15 protein-coding genes are annotated in these 17,308 nt (G+C 28.8%); 9 read left to right on the forward strand and 6 right to left on the reverse strand.

Annotated elements, in window-relative coordinates:
- The first annotated feature begins 148 nt into the window (after positions 1-148).
- From ACKTTQ_RS06635 to ACKTTQ_RS06645, 3 genes are read left to right on the forward strand one after another with little or no spacing between them, the layout of a single operon-like run.
- Positions 149-643: a GNAT family N-acetyltransferase gene (locus ACKTTQ_RS06635; protein WP_093869274.1), complete on the forward strand. Its 495-nt coding sequence runs from the start codon at positions 149-151 to the stop codon at positions 641-643.
- A complete protein-coding gene (locus tag ACKTTQ_RS06640; protein ID WP_408048727.1) occupies positions 630-1,877 on the forward strand; it encodes an aspartate kinase in 1,248 nt (415 codons plus the stop codon). Before ACKTTQ_RS06635 ends, ACKTTQ_RS06640 begins: the two co-directional genes overlap by 14 nt.
- Positions 1,878-1,932: 55 nt before the next feature.
- Positions 1,933-3,747 carry a GNAT family N-acyltransferase gene (locus tag ACKTTQ_RS06645; protein ID WP_113786472.1) on the forward strand — a complete coding sequence of 605 codons (1,815 nt, stop codon included), beginning with the start codon at positions 1,933-1,935 and terminating at the stop codon, positions 3,745-3,747.
- An 88-nt stretch (positions 3,748-3,835) separates the two neighbouring features.
- Here ACKTTQ_RS06645 and ACKTTQ_RS06650 read toward each other — a convergent pair whose 3' ends face one another.
- A complete protein-coding gene (locus tag ACKTTQ_RS06650; RefSeq protein WP_093869271.1) occupies positions 3,836-4,288 on the reverse strand; it encodes a cation transporter in 453 nt (150 codons plus the stop codon).
- A 91-nt stretch (positions 4,289-4,379) separates the two neighbouring features.
- Between ACKTTQ_RS06650 and ACKTTQ_RS06655 the strand changes: the two genes are divergently transcribed.
- Complete coding sequence (locus ACKTTQ_RS06655; RefSeq protein WP_113786473.1) at positions 4,380-5,252, forward strand: DMT family transporter; 873 nt, start codon at positions 4,380-4,382, stop codon at positions 5,250-5,252.
- A 56-nt stretch (positions 5,253-5,308) separates the two neighbouring features.
- Here ACKTTQ_RS06655 and ACKTTQ_RS06660 read toward each other — a convergent pair whose 3' ends face one another.
- On the reverse strand, positions 5,309-7,354 hold the full coding sequence (locus tag ACKTTQ_RS06660; protein ID WP_408048728.1) for an insulinase family protein: 2,046 nt from the start codon (positions 7,352-7,354) through the stop codon (positions 5,309-5,311).
- A gap of 23 nt (positions 7,355-7,377) precedes the next feature.
- A complete protein-coding gene (locus ACKTTQ_RS06665) occupies positions 7,378-8,691 on the reverse strand; it encodes a M16 family metallopeptidase (protein ID WP_408048729.1) in 1,314 nt (437 codons plus the stop codon).
- A gap of 208 nt (positions 8,692-8,899) precedes the next feature.
- On the opposite strand from ACKTTQ_RS06665, the gene rplU reads away from it, so the two are divergent.
- The 5 genes from rplU (at position 8,900) to ACKTTQ_RS06690 (ending at position 11,608) form a co-directional block, all read left to right on the forward strand.
- Entirely contained in the window at positions 8,900-9,385 is a 486-nt protein-coding gene (gene rplU / locus ACKTTQ_RS06670) for a 50S ribosomal protein L21 (protein WP_299132177.1), read from the forward strand.
- Between the two features lie 21 nt (positions 9,386-9,406).
- A complete protein-coding gene (gene rpmA, locus ACKTTQ_RS06675) occupies positions 9,407-9,667 on the forward strand; it encodes a 50S ribosomal protein L27 (RefSeq protein WP_093869268.1) in 261 nt (86 codons plus the stop codon).
- A 369-nt stretch (positions 9,668-10,036) separates the two neighbouring features.
- Positions 10,037-10,408, forward strand: coding sequence for a Fur family transcriptional regulator (locus ACKTTQ_RS06680; protein WP_093869267.1), 372 nt, complete (start codon positions 10,037-10,039; stop codon positions 10,406-10,408).
- Between the two features lie 72 nt (positions 10,409-10,480).
- Positions 10,481-11,074: a TetR/AcrR family transcriptional regulator gene (locus ACKTTQ_RS06685; RefSeq protein WP_233487133.1), complete on the forward strand. Its 594-nt coding sequence runs from the start codon at positions 10,481-10,483 to the stop codon at positions 11,072-11,074.
- 51 nt (positions 11,075-11,125) lie between these two features.
- A complete protein-coding gene (locus tag ACKTTQ_RS06690; protein WP_093869266.1) occupies positions 11,126-11,608 on the forward strand; it encodes an acyl-CoA thioesterase in 483 nt (160 codons plus the stop codon).
- A gap of 81 nt (positions 11,609-11,689) precedes the next feature.
- On the opposite strand, the gene ACKTTQ_RS06695 is transcribed toward ACKTTQ_RS06690, so the two are convergent.
- The 3 genes from ACKTTQ_RS06695 to ACKTTQ_RS06705 form a co-directional block, all read right to left on the reverse strand.
- Positions 11,690-13,636, reverse strand: coding sequence for a hypothetical protein (locus tag ACKTTQ_RS06695; RefSeq protein WP_408048730.1), 1,947 nt, complete (start codon positions 13,634-13,636; stop codon positions 11,690-11,692).
- A gap of 78 nt (positions 13,637-13,714) precedes the next feature.
- Entirely contained in the window at positions 13,715-15,967 is a 2,253-nt protein-coding gene (locus ACKTTQ_RS06700; RefSeq protein WP_093869264.1) for an inorganic phosphate transporter, read from the reverse strand.
- A gap of 73 nt (positions 15,968-16,040) precedes the next feature.
- Positions 16,041-17,243, reverse strand: coding sequence for a porin (locus ACKTTQ_RS06705; protein ID WP_408048731.1), 1,203 nt, complete (start codon positions 17,241-17,243; stop codon positions 16,041-16,043).
- Positions 17,244-17,308: the final 65 nt, after the last annotated feature.

Genomic DNA, 17,308 nt, shown 5'->3' on the forward strand with positions numbered 1-17,308 from the left:
AATTGTGTTTTACAAAGATGCCACTTTTTTACGTTTTTACAACGATTTCGTATTTTAAAATTTTCAACAAAAAAAATTGATATGTTTTAATTTTTAGGTTTATTTTAAAGCATAACTTTTCAAAGTATCTTTACAAAAAATACTAATTATGAGTTTTATTATTAGAAAAGGAGAAGCAAAAGATGTTAAGGCAATTCTTGAGTTGATTATTGAATTAGCTGTTTTTGAGAAATTACCAAATGAAGTTGAGGTAACTGAAGAAGAGTTATTAAATGATGGTTTTTCAAGTAATCCTAAGTTTAAAACATTTGTGGCTGAAGAAAAAGATGGTAGTATTATAGGAATGGCACTTTTTTATGAACGCTATTCAACATGGAAAGGGAAAACAATACATTTAGAAGATTTAATGGTAACTCAAAGAAAAAGAGGAGTTGGTGCAGGAAAAGCTTTGTATACTGAAGTTTTAAGATTTGCACATGATTTTGGATATAAAAGAGTTGCATGGGAAGTGTTAGACTGGAATAAGAATGCAATTAACTTTTACGAAAGCACTGGGGCCAAAATATTAGATGGTTGGCAAGTTGTACAGATGAAAGAAAACAAATTAAGAGAGTTTATATATAATAGTAATGAGAGTATTTAAATTTGGAGGAGCATCGGTTAAAGATGCAGATGCTGTAAAAAATGTAGCAAGAGTTTTACAACATGAAGGTACAAAAAATACATTGGTAGTAATATCAGCAATGGGCAAAATGACTAATGCTTTTGAAGCCCTAATTAATGCTTACTATTATAAACAAGATGATTTAAATGAAGCTTTTACTTTTGTAAGAGACTTTCATTATAATATGTTGCAAGGATTGTTTACTAATAAACAAGCAAATGTTTATAGTAAAGTAATCAATTTGTTTGGTGAATTGAGCGGTTTCATGGCACAAAATAACTCAGCAAACTATAATTATGTTTACGATCAAATGGTTGGCTATGGTGAATTATTATCAACAACCATTGTAAGCGAATATTTAAAAAGCATAGGGGTTTTTAATAAATGGATTGATGTTAGAAGCCTTATTAAAACAGATTCTAATTATAGAGATGCTAAAGTTAATTGGGAAAATACAGAAGACATAATTCAAAAAAATATAGACACTAATACATTAAATATTACTCAAGGTTTTTTAGGAGGTTGTAATAATGAAACTACAACTTTAGGAAGAGAAGGATCAGATTATACTGCGGGTATTTTTGCGTATTGCTTAAACGCTAAAAGTGTAACTATATGGAAGGATGTAGATGGGGTTTTGAATGCTGATCCAAGAGTATTTAATGAAACAAGGTTGTTGGAAGAGATATCTTATACCGAAGCTATAGAAATGGCTTTTTATGGGGCATCAGTTATTCATCCTAAAACGATTCAACCTTTAGAGAAAAAAAATATTCCTCTTTATGTACGGTCTTTTGACGATTTAAATAAAAAAGGAACCAAAGTAAGTAAAGGAGTTTTACTAAACCCTTTAACTTCTTGCTTTATAGTTAAAAAGGATCAAATTCTGATTTCAGTTTCTGCTAAAGATTTCTCTTTTATGGTAGAAGAAAATATTAGCTATATTTTTAAAAAATTACATGAACATAAACTGAAAGTAAACTTAATTCAGAATTCAGCTCTAAGCTTTTCTGTATGTGTAGATGATAAATATAATAACTTTGAGAAGTTCTACAACGAGCTTCAAGAAATGTATTTAATAAAACCATATAAGAATGTAACATTATATACGATTAGGCATTTTAATGATGAAGCAATCAATTCTATTAGAGAAAAAGGAGAAGCAATAATTCGTCAAATAAATACAGAAACTGCTCAGTTGGTTATAAGATAGCTGAAAATTGTGTTCTATTTTTTCGTACCTTTGCATTTATGCCAAATAGAAATTAATGGGATTAGTTACATCTAAAGAAATTGCTAAAATTGTAGGAGTTGAGAAGCTTGGTGTTGTAGGAACTTTTATAGGTTGGTTATTAATCAGGATCTTACGAATTTCAGCAATCAACAAAATATATAATAATAATAAGGATAAATCCGATTTAAGCTTTTTAAATGGGGTATTAGACGATTGTAAAATAGAGTTTGAGATACCAGAAGAAGATTTAAAAAGGATACCTAAAGATGGTTCTTTTATTACAATATCTAATCATCCATTAGGAGGTATAGATGGTGTTTTATTATTAAAACTATTAATTGAAAAGAGAGCTGATTACAAAATAATAGCTAATTTTTTATTACACAGAATTGAGCCATTAAAACCGTATGTAATGCCAGTAAATCCTTTTGAAAATCATAAGGATGCTAAGTCAAGTGTAGCTGGTATAAAAAGTGCGTTACTTCATTTAAAAGAAGGGAAACCTTTAGGGATTTTTCCTGCAGGAGAGGTTTCTACATATAAAGATGGTAAATTAATGGTTGATAAACCATGGGAAGATGGAGCTGTACGTTTAATAAAAAAGGCAAAAGTTCCTGTGATTCCTATTTATTTTCATGCCAAAAATAGTAGATTCTTTTACATTCTATCTAAAATTAGTGGAACTTTACGAAGTGCAAAGCTTCCTTCAGAGGTGATTTCACAAAAAAATAGAGTTATAAAAGTACGTATAGGAAAGCCTATTTCTGTAAAAGACCAAGAACAATATAAGGATACACCTTCCTTTTATGAGTTTATAAGGAAAAAAACCTATATGCTTGCTAACCCTTTTGAAAAGGCTCCGCAAAAAATACTGTCAACACAAAATTTAAAAATACCTAAAAAAGCAAAAAAAATAACATCTCAAAGATCTTCTGATTTATTTGTAAAAGAAGTTGATAAGTTAAGAGATGAAGGTAAACGATTACTTTCGAGTAAAAATTATGAAGTATTTTTTGCAAATGCTAAAGAAATACCTAATATTTTACATGAGGTTGGAAGATTAAGAGAAATTACTTTTAGAGATGTAGGAGAAGGAACGAACAAACCGATTGATTTAGATAAGTTTGATAGGTATTATTATCACCTTTTCTTATGGGATAGTGAAAAAAATGAACTTGTAGGTGCCTACAGAATGGGGTTAGGTAAAGATATTTTTAAAAAATATGGGATTAATGGTTTTTATATTCAAACATTGTTTAGAATTGAACCAGAGCTTCATTCTATGATGCAAAGTACTATTGAATTAGGTAGAGCATTTATTTCAAAAAAATACCAACAAAAACCAATGCCTTTGTTTTTATTATGGAAAGGAATTGTGCATGTAACTTTACGTTATCCTAAGTATAAATACTTAATGGGTGGAGTTAGTATTAGTAATCAATTTTCTGAATTCTCTAAATCTTTAATGATTGAATTTATGAAGTCGCATTACTACGATCCTTATGTGGCTCAATATATTCACCCCAAAAAAGAATTTAAGGTTAAGTTAAAAGATGCTGATAAAGATTTTGTATTTGATGCAACTGAAGCAGATATGCAAAAATTTGATAAAATTATAGATGAAATTGAACCAGGTGCACTTAGAATTCCTGTTTTGATAAAGAAATATGTGAAGCAAAATGCTCGTTTGGTAGCGTTTAATGTTGATCCTAAGTTTAACAACGCAATAGATGGGTTAATGTATATTAAAGTTGCTGATATTCCAGATAGTACTGTAAAGCCAGTAATGGAAGAATTTCAAGCTGAGTTAGAAAGAAGAGCCACTGAAAACGCTAATAAAATAGTTTAGTTATAGATTCAACTCTTATAATATTAGATAAAATAAAACCTCGAAAAATTAATTTTTCGAGGTTTTATTTTAAATTGAAAAAGGTTAATTATGCTTTATCGCAACATTCTTTTTTACAATCAGTCATACAAGCTTTTTTTGCTGTCTCGTTTTTCTCAGTACAGTCTTTTTTACAATCTTTCTTGCAAGCTTCTTTAACTCCTGCTTCAGATGTTTTATAAGTATTACCATCAGCAATACCATCAATAAAAGCAATTAAGTCTTTTTTATTTGTTTTAGCAGCATCATACTTTACAACAGCGGTACTATCATTAAAAATAACTTCAGCGTTAATAACACCTTCTTTTTTTGATAACTTAGAGGCGATTGTTTTAGCGCAACCAATTTCACATGTCATACCAGAAATATTAAAACTAGCTTCCTCAACTTTTTTTGCTATTTCTTCTTTTTTATTAGAATTGTCTTTTTTTGCTTCATTTTTACAGCTAACAGCTAAAAAACTAATTAAAGCAAATACAAATATTATTTTTTGAATTTTCATTGTTTTTAATTATAGGATTATACTGCAAATTTATTAATAAATTCATTTTTATGCGTATAAAAGTCGATTTTTGTGTATAAATTGATTCAAAATGGGGAGCCAAAAACAAAAATGGTTGTATTTATTGTTACTTTCTCTTATATGGGGAAGTTCATTTATTTTAATGAAAAAAGCATTAATAGGGCTAACACCCATTCAATTGGGTGCTTTACGTATAGTAATCACTGCGTTTTTTTTGATTTTAATAGGGTTTAATACATTAAAAACTATTGAAAAGAACCAGTGGAAATGGGTTTTGCTAAGTGCTTTATTGGGTACTTTTTTTCCTTCGTTTTTGTATGCATATGCAATTTTTGGGATTGACAGTTCTATAGCATCGATTTTAAATTCAATAACACCATTTAATGCATTATGGGTTGGAGCAGTTTTTTTTAGTTTTTCGTTTAGGAAAAATCAATTATTAGGTATCCTAATTGGTCTTATAGGTACGGTTACTTTAATTGTAAAAGGAGCAACTTTAAATCCGGATCAAAACTATTGGTATGCTTTATTACCAGTTTTATCTTCATTTGGATATGCCTTTAATGTAAATATTATAAAAAAGTATTTACAAGATTTAGATGCTTTGGCAATAACTACTGGGAATTTTATTTTAATAATTATTCCAGCATTTTTAGTGCTCGTTTTTTCTGGTTTTTTTACATCGTTTGAACTAAATACTGAAACGAAACCCGCTTTAATGTATATTTTTATTTTAGCAATAGTTGGAACAGGTGTAGCTAAAATAATATTTAATAGACTTATTCAAATCTCATCTCCTATATTTTCAACATCTGTAACGTACTTAATACCAATAGTTGCAGTTGTTTGGGGTATTATTGATAATGAAGAGTTAAGTTTAATTCAGCTTTTAGCTGGTATTGTTATTTTATTTGGAGTGTATTTAGTGAATAAGAAAAAATAAAAGAGCCAAAGTATTGTATTACTTTGACTCTTTATGTTATTTTTATTTAAGTAATTTTATTTAAAATCAGCGTCAGAAACACCTTCATTTATTTTTACTTCTTTGGTAATGAATTCCATTTTCATAGGTCCCATGGTTTGAATCATTTTATGAGGGAATTTTATTCCATTTACCTCTTTATAATCTGAGTAAAGTACAGGGACTTTCATTTCCCCTTGAGGTCCTTTTACAGTTTTAACCTCTTTAAGTTTAAAACCAGTTTTCATATCATAAAATATTTCACTCTTACCAGATTTAATAACGTAAGCATTTTTCCCGTCAATAGGTTCAATTCTATCTAATTTCCCGTTTCTGTATGCTTCATCTGAAAAAGGAGCAGAGGTGTTTTTAACTTCGTCTAAGCTTTCACCTGATAACTCTTTTCTTTGTCCACGAGCTTCCTGGTATCCTTTCGTACCATCAAAAACAATTTTTTGCATAGTATTACCCATCATTGAAACTAATGTTAATGATTTATTAGGTGCTGCTGTTTTTTGAACTAAATTTAATTTCATCCCTTGAACTGTAGCATCTGAACTTAATTTTAAAGTTTTTACCGTTGCTATTTTATCTTTACCTCCAATTGCTTTATAATAATTATCTATTACTGTAGAAGTACTAACTCCACTAGGTATAGGTAAGCTCATTGCAGGTTTAGTTGTTGGGTCTCCATTTTTATCAAAATAGTTTATTTTATAATCTCCTTTTTCAAGATTCTTTAAAACATCTATCCCTTTACCTGTAATTATAATTCTAGCTTTATTTGCTTTAAAATATTTAATTGCTGCTTTTTGAACATCGTCTAGTGTTACTGCATTAATGTTTTTTAAATAGTTTTCATAAAAATTTGCAGGTAAATTATAACGAGCAATATTTAAAGCGTAACGTGCAGCTGTTGCAGGTTTTTGAACCTCCATTACAAAGCTTCCAACATATTTAGCTTTAGCATTTTTTAATTCTTCGGATGATGCCTTTTTATAACGAATTTTATTGATTTCTTTTTGTATTTCAACAACAGAACTATCAGTTACCATATTACGAACACTAGCAGTTGCTCTAAAAGTAGCTGCATGTTTATTTTGTCTAACACTAGAGTACGACCCATATGTATATCCTTTGTCTTCACGTAGATTCATAAATAAACGTGCTGTACCTCCACCACCTAAAATGTTGTTAGCTAGTGTTACTGCATAATAATCCTTATCACCTAACTTTAAATCAATATTGTTTGCTATTACAATTTCTGATTGAACTGCGTTAGGCATATCAATAAAGTTAATTTCAGTTGTGTTTACATTTTTAGGTTTTGTAAAAGCAATTGAAGGGACGTTTCCTTTTTTCCAATCTCCAAATAACTTAGTTACCATTTTTTTAGTTACTGAAGGGGTTATATCTCCAACAATTACTAAATAAGCATTATTTGGTTTGTAATACGTATTAAAATTGTTTTGTATATCCGTTAAAGTAATATTACCAACAGTTGTTTTAGTTGTAAACTCTCCAAAAGGATGATCCTTACCATAAATTAAAGCACTTTCTACCCTTCTAGCAATAGCAGTTACACTTTTCTCACTTGATTTTAAACCATCTAATGTAACTTTTACTTCTTTGTCAAATTCTTCTTGAGTGAATTGAGAATTTTTAACTCCATCAGCCATTAAACTTAATACTTCTGGAAAGTATTTTTTTAATGATCTAGCTGATGCTCCAGAGCTATAAAAATTAACATTAGCACCAAGATAATCTACTTTTTCGTTAAAGTCGTCTTTGGATATATTAGTGGTTCCTCTTCCTAATAGGCTTCCCATCATATTAGAAAGACCAGTTTTATTACCTTCATTAATAGGCATGTTTTCAATAGTTAAACTTGCAGAAACTCTTGGTAATTTATGATTTTCAACCATAATTACCTGCAGGCCGTTTGGTAAAGTAAATTTATCCACTTTTCCTAACTGTACTTTTGGAGCTGGTCCAGGTTTAGGTTGTATGCTTCTATCTATTTGCGCTGTTGTAGCAAAAGAAATTGCTAAAATTGCGATAAGTGATACTATTTTTGTTTTCATAATATATTATATGTCTTTTTAACTTATTTCTTTTTTGGTAAATATTCCAAAACTAATCGTTGATTGGGGTTCAAGAATTTTTTAGCAGCAGTTTTAATTTCTTCACGAGTAATAGATCGGTAAATATCAATTTCAGTATTTATTAAGTTGGTATCTCCATATAATACATTATAGCGAGCCAAAGAATTTGCAATTCCTTCGACACTAGAATTTGAATTTACAAAATTGTTTTCGAATTTATTTTGTAATTTTTGATATGCCTTTTCTGAAATTAAATTAGTTTGAAGTTTTACTATTTCTTCATCAATTTCTTTTGTTAAATCAGCTAAAGATGTTTTTCCTAAAGGAAGACCATAAACAATATATGTTCCGTAATCTTCTTGACTTAAGTTAATAGCGCCAGCTTGAAGAGCCATTTTCTTTTGATCTACTAGTTTTTTGTATAAAACTGAGCTTTTTCCATCACTCAAATAAGTTGAAATCATATCTAAAACCCTAGCTTCTCTTGTTTTCATAGAAGGAGTTCTATATGCGTTAATTACTGCAGGAATTTGAATGTTAGCATCATATGCTTTTGCATTTATTTGCTTAGTAATTGGTTCTTCTTTTATTAATTTTCTTTTAATGTCAGCACCCCTAGGAATTGACCCAAAATAATCTTCTACCATTTTTTTTGTGGTGGATATATCAATATCTCCCGCAACAACTAAAGTAGCGTTATTGGGAACATAGAATTTTTTATTGAAAGCTAAGAACTCTGCTAGAGTTGCATCATCTAGATGTTTCATTTTTCCAATAGTAGTTCCTTTATATGGATGCTTCTTAAAAATATTCTTCTTAACATTTTCTAAAAAGCTTCCATAAGGTTGGTTATCTACACGTAATCTTTTTTCTTCTTTAACAACTTCATTTTGTGTATCAACACCTCCTTGGTTAATAACAGGATGAAGTAAACGTTCAGATTCCATCCATAAACCTAATTCTAAGTTGTTAGAAGGAAATACTTCGTAGTAATACGTTCTATCATCAGTAGTATTAGCATTGTTTTTTCCTCCATTAGAAGAAACGATTTTAAACCACTCACCTTTTTTAATATTTTTTGTTCCTTCAAATAATAAATGCTCAAAAAAGTGGGCCATACCTGTTCTATCTGGTTGTTCATCTTTCGCCCCTACATGATACATTACAGCAGTTGTTATTACAGGAGCAGATCTATCTTGATGTAAAATAACATGTAATCCGTTGCTTAAATCGTACTCTTCAAATTCAACCTTTTGTGCATTAGCTGATAAGCCAACAAACAAAACAGTTACAAGAGTTATAATATTTTTCCTCATTGATAAATTGTTTAATTTTTAATTGATTTGCCCTATGTGACGTGAAAGTATTTGTTTTGTTACATTAAAAGTTGAAAAATAATACATTTTTAATTAAATTAGAATTAATTTTCTGAGTTGTAGATTGTTTGTTGTTATAAAAACTGTATATTTGCACCCGCATTTTCGTTAAGAAAGTGCTATAATGTATAAACGCAAAACAAAAAGTATGTACGCAATCGTAGAGATAGCAGGGCAACAATTTAAAGTAGCAAAAGACCAAAAAGTTTACGTTCACCGTTTACAAGAAGCAGAAGGATCAAAAGTAACTTTTGATAAAGTAATGCTTGTTGAAGACAAAGGAAATGTAACTATTGGCGCCCCAGCTATAGAAGGTGCAGGAGTAACTGCAAAAATTCTAGGTCACTTAAAAGGTGATAAAGTAATCGTTTTCAAGAAAAAAAGAAGAAAAGGTTACAAGAAGAAAAATGGACACAGACAGTATTTAACTGAAATTCAAATTGAAGGAATTTCTGCTTCTGGTGTTAAGAAGGCAGCTTCTAAAAAAGAAGCTCCTAAGGTAGAAGTTAAGGAAGAATCAAATGATTTAAGTTCTAAAACTGTAGCAGAATTAAAAGCTTTAGCTAAAGATAAAGGTATCACAGGATATACTTCTTTAAAGAAAGCTGAATTAATTGAAGCATTAAGTAAATAATAACTTTAAAAACTTACAAAGATGGCTCATAAAAAAGGTGTCGGTAGTTCGAAGAATGGTCGTGAATCAGAATCGAAACGATTAGGAGTAAAGATTTTTGGAGGACAAGCTGCTATAGCAGGTAACATTATTGTTCGCCAAAGAGGAACTCAACACAATCCAGGTGAAAATGTATATATGGGAAAAGACCATACATTACATGCTAGAGTAGATGGAGTTGTGAAATTTCAAAAGAAAAGAGATAATAGATCTTATGTTTCTATAGAGCCTTTTGAGGCATAGACATATAGATTTTATATGATTTTTAAAAACTGCCTTATCAGGCAGTTTTTTTTATGCTTTAACATTTTTTTAACATTAAAACCATTCTTCTGTCTTATATTTGCAACTATGTTGCATTTATTTGTTGTTTATGCAATTGATTTAAATAAAGAATTATTAAAAATAGGCTGATTACCTATAGATTAACTAGCCTCGGGTTTGGGGTTAATCAAATTTTTTATTGTTTAGAAAGTAGGTGTCAATTTTTGACACCTTTTTTTTATTAAACAATTTTTGAATTCATTCTACAATTGAGTTTTTTAAAAGAGCGATAGATTTGTTATTTTTGTTTGATTATTATTGGTAGTTTTAACAAATTAACTTATTCAAATGAGAAATACCGTTTCCTTGCAAGCAATTAAATCCTATGTTATTGATAAAAATGGAGCAGTAAGTGCTGTGGAATTGGTAGAGTATTTTAAAAATAGGTTTAATAAAACTACAATTTATAGAGTATTAGCTAGGCTAGAAGAACAAGGTGAAGTACATTCTGTTATAGGTAAAGATGCGAATACATATTATGCAACATGTCACTCTACTTGTTCTAAAGAAAGTCATAATGATAATCATGTACACAGGCAATGCAAAAAATGTGGAGAATTGTCATGCGTTGAAATAGAAATGAGAGCACCGACTTCTAATGATTTTATAATAGAAGAAACTAAAATTCTTTTAATAGGCGTTTGTAAAAATTGTCAATAAATATACTGGAAACACAAAAAATATACCGATTGGTTTATTTTCAGTATCTTTACCTCATAAATTTTCAATTGAGTGTCTAAATCAGAAAAAACCAAAGCATTTATTATAGAAACTGTAGCTCCTATTTTCAATAAAAATGGATATTCAGCAATGAGTTTATCTAAAATAACTGAAGCTACAGGATTAACTAAGGGAGCTATTTATGGGCATTTTCAAAATAAAGAAGAGCTGGCAATTGATGCCTTTCGTTATTCTGTAAGGAGAGTTTTGAAAGATTTAAACAAAGAGGTTTCTTTAGGTAAAAGACCTATAGATAAACTATTACGGATTGCATCTTTTTACGAAACATATTATCAATATAATAAAGAATTTGGTGGATGTCCAATTTTAAATATAGGAGTAGACTCTAATAACCAAAATACTGGTATTGCTGATTTAGTGCGTTTTTATAATCATAAAATTTTAAATCAATTTTCTCTTTTAATAGATACAGCAAAGCACGCAAATGAGATAAAAAAATCTATTAATAGTTTAGTATTAGCAAAACGTTTTTTTTATATGATTGAAGGTGCAGTATATATGTCGCATATAATGAAAGATGAGAGTTACCTTATTGATGTGTCAGAAACTATGAAATTAATTATAAATCAAGATTTAAAGCTATAACTATTTTTTTAACCAAAAATATACCGATTGGTATATTTAAAAATAAACATTATGAATTTAACTAAAGTATTAGAAAGTAAAACGAAAATTAGATTTCAAGATTGTGATCCATTCAATCATTTAAATAATGGTGCTTATTTTAATTATCTTATTAATGCTAGAGAAGATCAATTAATAGCTAACTATAATTTAGATATTTATAAACATGGAAAAGAAACTGGTAAAAGTTGGGTTGTTGGATCTCATCAAATAGCTTATTTAAAACCGGCTACTTTAATGGAAACTGTTACAATTGATTCACAATTAATTAAATATGGGAATAAAAATTTATTGGTTGAGATAAGAATGTGGAATGAAACCAAAACTGAGTTAAAAGCAATACTATGGAGTTCGTTTGTGTACTTTAATTTGTTAAAACTTTCATCTGAAAAACATTCAGATGATTTATTAGCGCTTTTTGAAAATGTTGTTTTACCTGTTGATCAATTTAACTTTGAAGAAAGAGTACAAAGTTTTCGATTTCAAAAAGTGTAGCAAAAACTCCATATTATAAACAGGAATGATTAAAAAGTCGCCTAAAAATAATTTTTAGGCGATATTTTATTCTAAAAAATGCTATTCTTTAACCATTTCTAAAATCACGTCTTGCGATTTTATAATATGATTGAAGAACTCTTTCAAAGCATGGTATTCTTGGCTAGTATATACACTTTTATTTATGCTAATTTTACAAAATAAAGTCATAGTTGTGTTATAAACCTTAGTTGTAATTAAGTATTTACCACCATTATTGGGGAGTATTACTGTTTTATTATTTAATTCTTTTTTCAACTTATATCCTTCTGGAATTTGCATTGAAAAAATATAAGTATTTTCACTTGGGTAACCAAAATCTACTGGATAATCACGTTTTTTTAATTTAAATGGATTTCTAGTATGTTGAGTTATTAAAAAAGGATTAATGTAAAAAACACCATCTCTATATACGTCTTCTAAAGTAACAGTGTACGTTTCATTTAAGTTTTTAGCAACTTGATTTAAATTTTCAACTTTAAACGTATCTACTTCTAAAAATGGATAGTTTGACTCAAATGATTCAATATATTCATCTTCACTTTTTGATTGTATACGCGCTCTCTTATTTACAGCATAATAACTTTTAGTACTTATTTTTATGCTTGCAGTAGTCTCTTCTTCACTAAGGTTTAGTTTTACTTTAATTGTTTTAAAAGCTTTGTTATTAAGCTTTATTGGTTCCCAAACACTCCCTTTTTTGAAGTTTAAAAGCCTTCCGTCACCGTTTAAAGCCTGAAACTGAACTAAACCAAAAGGCAATTGTTTTTTTGAAGCATCTAAATAATACTCCTTGTTATCAATTACAATTTTCACCAATAAATAATTAAACTCATTTATAACAGGATGCAATTTCGTTGGCATTGCTCTATCCCTTGTAGAAGTTAGAATTAAATAAGTTTCTATTTCAGCGGCTTTTAAAGAATTATATAAAGACAAGTTAATGTCAAAAATATTACCAAATTTATTCGTAAAAGCTTTTTTGATTCTCACTTTAGCTGAAGGCCAATAATCACCATTCCATGTATAATGATTTTTAATAAAACTAAAAATAGCTTTTGCCTTATTTAACTCTGAAGTACTATTAAAAATAGTAGATGGTAATTGTTTTTTAAAATAATTTTTCTTCGAAGTTTGTTTGTCTAAAAAATTATTTTTTAATCTTTTGTCTGCATCTCTCCATGTTTTGGTGTATTTTTCTATTCCTTGACTTGGATGCCTGTATGACTCTAAATCAAAAACTAATCTAGATTTAAAATTTTTTGCACTTAGCATATGTTTTTCTTCTTTAAAGGCAGGAATATTTTCTATTCCATATGCTAATAAGGCACAAGCTCCTTTACCCATACCAGGAATGTATACGCAGTTTTTATCAACATTAAATTGATTTGTAGTTAATGGTAAAAAACCTATTACTCTAATATTATATTTCCAGTTACCTAAAATAGAAGCTGTAAAATCACTTTTTACTTTAGGAATATCTGATTGAAATAACCAATCATCCATTTGTGAGTATGGAGTGGTTACGGAGTACACATATTCAATAATACTTCCTACTTTTAAAGCAGGCATTGTAAAGGTTATTTCCTTCCACTTTTCGTTGAGTTTTTTTGTGAAAATATTTTTACTAATTAAATGTGTTTTCTTAATTCTATCACCTTGATTTAAATTGTAAGTTATTCCTTTAATATGATGTACTTTTTCTTTACCATAACTTGGAATTCTTATGGTTGCTTTATTAAAACCAGCTTTTTTTAAAATTTTAATTCTAAAATAATAATCAGTAGTTCTATTATAATCTCTTTTTTCATCTAGGTAATGGTTAGCATGTTCATATAAAACAACTGCATTAGCTGTTGAATCATTCTCATAACGTACCATTTTAAGTTCTTCAATAGAAGCGTTTCCTATTTTTGATGATTTCTTTTTTTGTGAAAAACAAATTAAAAAACTAAATAGTGAAATAATAATTAAGACTTTCTTTTTCATAATGTTTTCTTTTTTACAAAAAAACCTTGAGATTTTAGCCTCAAGGTTTTTATATTGGTAAATGTAAATATTTTATATTTAATTAACGCTCTTTGTACTTACATAAAACTCTTCATAAGTTTGTAATAAGCTCATAAGTCCAGAAACTAAATCTTGCGTCTCAATTAGAATACTAAAGTATAAAGTTGTATTCTTAGGACTTGTTTCATCTGTTCTAATGCGATCTACTTGTTTTTCAATTGAAGCCGATACTTCTTTTAATAACTCTCTTTTTTCATTAATTATATGCTCTAAATTATCAAAGCTCCTATTCTGAAATGTTGAACTAATATCCTCCAATAATCCAGATAATGTATTATCTATTGTTTTTAAATCTTTTAATTGACCTTTCTTAAGGTTTTTATGATTGTTATTTACGTGTTTATAAGTAGCTCTAGATATATAGCTAATAGATTGAGCAACATCCTGTAAATATCCTAAAATTAAAATATAAAACTTACTAGCTTGTACAGAGGTGTCATCTAATGATTTAATGAAATAAAACACTCCATCTTTTAAACTATCAATTTCATCATTTAATTTCGTAACATGTTTATCTGTTTTACGTAATTTAATTAAATCATGATTAGCAAGGTCGTTAACAACACTTGAATATAGTTTATTAATTCTATTAGCAACTCCAGCAATGTGGTCAGAACTTTCTTCAATTACTCCATTAATAGTAATTAATTCAGCACGTTCCATATGTACTTGTTTTTTCTCTTCTTTTGCTTTCTTTCTGTGAGACATAGTATTTCTTCCTATTAAAAGTGCTACGACTAATAATAAAACAGGAATCATAACTAAATCCCAACTAATTAAATAAGCAACTAATGCAGCGGCAACAAATGCAGTTATGGCAGTTAAAAACCAACCTCCAACAACATTAATTACACCAGCAACTCTATATACAGCACTTTCACGTCCCCAAGCTCTATCTGCTAAAGAAGTACCCATAGCTACCATAAAAGTTACATATGTTGTTGATAAAGGTAATTTCATAGAAGTAGCAATTGATATTAAAATTCCAGCTACTATTAAGTTAACTGATGCTCTTACTAAATCAAAAGCAGGCATTTCATACGTTTTATCTTTTGGAAGTTCTATTACAGGTTTTTGAAATTTAGTATCTACATAAGTCAACGTTTTTTTAGGAACAACAGCGCTAATACCAGCATTGATTCCCATAGCAATTCTTACAACTATTCTAGACATTGGATTAGGTTGGAATTTTTCATGACCTTCACCTTGTCTTGACAAGTCAATTCCTGTTTTAATTACATTTTGAGCTTTACTTGAAGTCCATAAAGTAACTACCATAATTCCTCCGGCTAATAATAATAACCAGACATTAGAAGGCACTTTTTTAGCTAAAACTCCCATTGAAAAGGCATCAGGAGCAAGTCCTGAAATTTGCCATTCTTGATAAGAATTCCATGCGGCAATTGGTACTCCAACAAAGTTTACTAAATCATTTCCTGAAAAAGCCATTGCTAAAGAAAAAGTACCTACTCCAATAATTAATTTTAAAACATTTATTTTAAAGAAGCTTATTAAAGCTTGAGAAATTAAACTCCAAACTAAAAAACTTCCTGTAATAATTAAAAAAGTGTTTCCTTCAATTAGATGTTTAATGTCTTTATAAAAAGGAGTTCCTTTCATTCCTTTTATAATAATAAAATAAGTAATAGCAGTAATAGCAAAACCTCCAAATAAAGCATTTATATAGTTTGCTCTTTTTTCAAAGTTGAAGGAATAAATTAGTCTAGAGAAAAACTGGACAATTGCTCCGACTGAAAAAGCTACGACGACGGATAGTAATATCCCTTTAATAATTTCAATCGCTTTTTTATGATTAATATAATTCCAAATGTCTGAAATTGATTGTGAGTCATTTGCAGATATTTTAATTAAAGAAATACAAACTGCAGCTCCTAATAATTCAAATACAATAGAAACTGTAGTAGAGGTTGGCATTCCAAGCGAATTAAAGATATCTAATAAAAGTATATCCGTAATCATCACAGCCATAAAAATAATCATGATATCTTGAAACATGAACATACTAGGATTGAATATCCCTTTACGTGCTACTTCCATCATACCACTAGAAGTTATGGCTCCAAAAAAGACACCTATACTAGCAATTATCATTATATTTCTAACTTTAATTGCCTTTGAACCAATTGCAGAGTTTAAGAAGTTAACAGCATCGTTACTAACTCCAACTATTAAATCTACAACAGCTAAAACCGCTAAAGCGACCAACATTAAAATATATGGATCCCCCATTTTTTCATTTTTATTTAAGATTTGCAAATCTACAAACACTAAGAGGTGTTTGTGTTAGGTTTATGTTATTTTTTTAAAAGTGAATATCTAATTGTAATCTATACATTAATTCATTTGTTTTTCCAATAATATCTAAATAGCTAATATCAGTTTGTACTTTTAATTTATGACCTGCAATATATTTAGAAAGTCCAAGTGTATACTGGTTTTCTTGGGTTATTTGTGTTATCTTTTCATCTAAATTTATGGTTGTAAACCGTCCAGAAATTTCCCAGTTTTTAGAAAATAAATAACTTCCATGTAAATTCAGTCCACTACCTATTTGTACTTTATCACCTGTTAATGTTCCGTCAGAATTTTTTGCGAGAGGATTTTTTGCATCTCTAAAAGCATATTCTCCCATAAAAGAAATTCCTTTATATTTAAACATAGCATCTATAAAAATTGTAGAAATATTTGTTTTATAAAACCCGATATCATTTTTCATATAAGTACCCAAATTACTTTGAGTTTTTACAGCATCATTATTAAAATCATAGGTAGCACCTAAAACTAATTTAGGAGTTTTCTCTTTTATTAAATCTCTTCCTTTATCATCTTCTAAACTAGTAAATGAACCAAAAGGGAGTAGTTCTATTCTACTAGTATATTGATAACCGCCTAAATTACCTGTTGTAATGTTTCTACCTTCTCCCTGAGAAATTGATAAAACTTCTTTTATAATAAAGCTGTCAGATAATTTAAAATGATGTCTTAATTGAAACCCCATATCCCTATCAATATTAAACCTTACATTCAATAAAGACCTGTCTACTAACTGTAAATTTGCTGATGAAATTACACGCTCTATGTTTCCTGGAAGTTTTGTTTGACCAATCCATAATTCGAAATTTTTATAGAAATTCCATTTTACGACGGCGTCAAGAATATATCTAGGAGCGTTATTTGTATGTTCAGAGGCACCACCAATATCATTATTAGTAAGTCCTAGTTCCATTTTATATTTTAATTTAGGAGAAAAAGCAAAGCCATTAAATTTTAAACGAGCTCGTCTTACTAAAAAAGAAGAAGATGGTTTAGATAATCCGTTTGATGAAGAATTCCATTTAGCAATGGTTAAGAATTGCATTCGAGCTCCAACTTTCATACTCCAAGTACTATCTTGTCCAACAAGGTTAAAAAGACCATTTCCGAATTTTGGGGAGTTTTTTTCTTGAGCTTCTATACTTAATAATGTAAGAGCACTAAAAAAGGTAAATAATAATTTAACGTTCATTAACTTTTATATTGTTTAGCAACATTGGTCGTTATAAGTAATCAATACTAATGTAAATATAATGT

The organism is Tenacibaculum halocynthiae (assembly GCF_964512825.1).
Taxonomy (GTDB): Bacteria; Bacteroidota; Bacteroidia; order Flavobacteriales; family Flavobacteriaceae; genus Polaribacter; species Polaribacter halocynthiae.

Excerpts from the sequence above, each read along its gene's own strand:
- ACKTTQ_RS06635 (WP_093869274.1), top strand. The coding sequence starts at position 149 with ATGAGTTTTATTATTAGAAAAGGAGAAGCAAAAGATGTTAAGGCAATT.
- ACKTTQ_RS06640 (WP_408048727.1), top strand. The coding sequence starts at position 630 with ATGAGAGTATTTAAATTTGGAGGAGCATCGGTTAAAGATGCAGATGCT.
- ACKTTQ_RS06645 (WP_113786472.1), top strand. The coding sequence starts at position 1,933 with ATGGGATTAGTTACATCTAAAGAAATTGCTAAAATTGTAGGAGTTGAG.
- ACKTTQ_RS06650 (WP_093869271.1), bottom strand. The coding sequence starts at position 4,288 with ATGAAAATTCAAAAAATAATATTTGTATTTGCTTTAATTAGTTTTTTA.
- ACKTTQ_RS06655 (WP_113786473.1), top strand. The coding sequence starts at position 4,380 with ATGGGGAGCCAAAAACAAAAATGGTTGTATTTATTGTTACTTTCTCTT.
- ACKTTQ_RS06660 (WP_408048728.1), bottom strand. The coding sequence starts at position 7,354 with ATGAAAACAAAAATAGTATCACTTATCGCAATTTTAGCAATTTCTTTT.
- ACKTTQ_RS06665 (WP_408048729.1), bottom strand. The coding sequence starts at position 8,691 with ATGAGGAAAAATATTATAACTCTTGTAACTGTTTTGTTTGTTGGCTTA.
- rplU (WP_299132177.1), top strand. The coding sequence starts at position 8,900 with ATGTACGCAATCGTAGAGATAGCAGGGCAACAATTTAAAGTAGCAAAA.
- rpmA (WP_093869268.1), top strand. The coding sequence starts at position 9,407 with ATGGCTCATAAAAAAGGTGTCGGTAGTTCGAAGAATGGTCGTGAATCA.
- ACKTTQ_RS06680 (WP_093869267.1), top strand. The coding sequence starts at position 10,037 with ATGAGAAATACCGTTTCCTTGCAAGCAATTAAATCCTATGTTATTGAT.
- ACKTTQ_RS06690 (WP_093869266.1), top strand. The coding sequence starts at position 11,126 with ATGAATTTAACTAAAGTATTAGAAAGTAAAACGAAAATTAGATTTCAA.
- ACKTTQ_RS06695 (WP_408048730.1), bottom strand. The coding sequence starts at position 13,636 with ATGAAAAAGAAAGTCTTAATTATTATTTCACTATTTAGTTTTTTAATT.
- ACKTTQ_RS06700 (WP_093869264.1), bottom strand. The coding sequence starts at position 15,967 with ATGGGGGATCCATATATTTTAATGTTGGTCGCTTTAGCGGTTTTAGCT.
- ACKTTQ_RS06705 (WP_408048731.1), bottom strand. The coding sequence starts at position 17,243 with ATGAACGTTAAATTATTATTTACCTTTTTTAGTGCTCTTACATTATTA.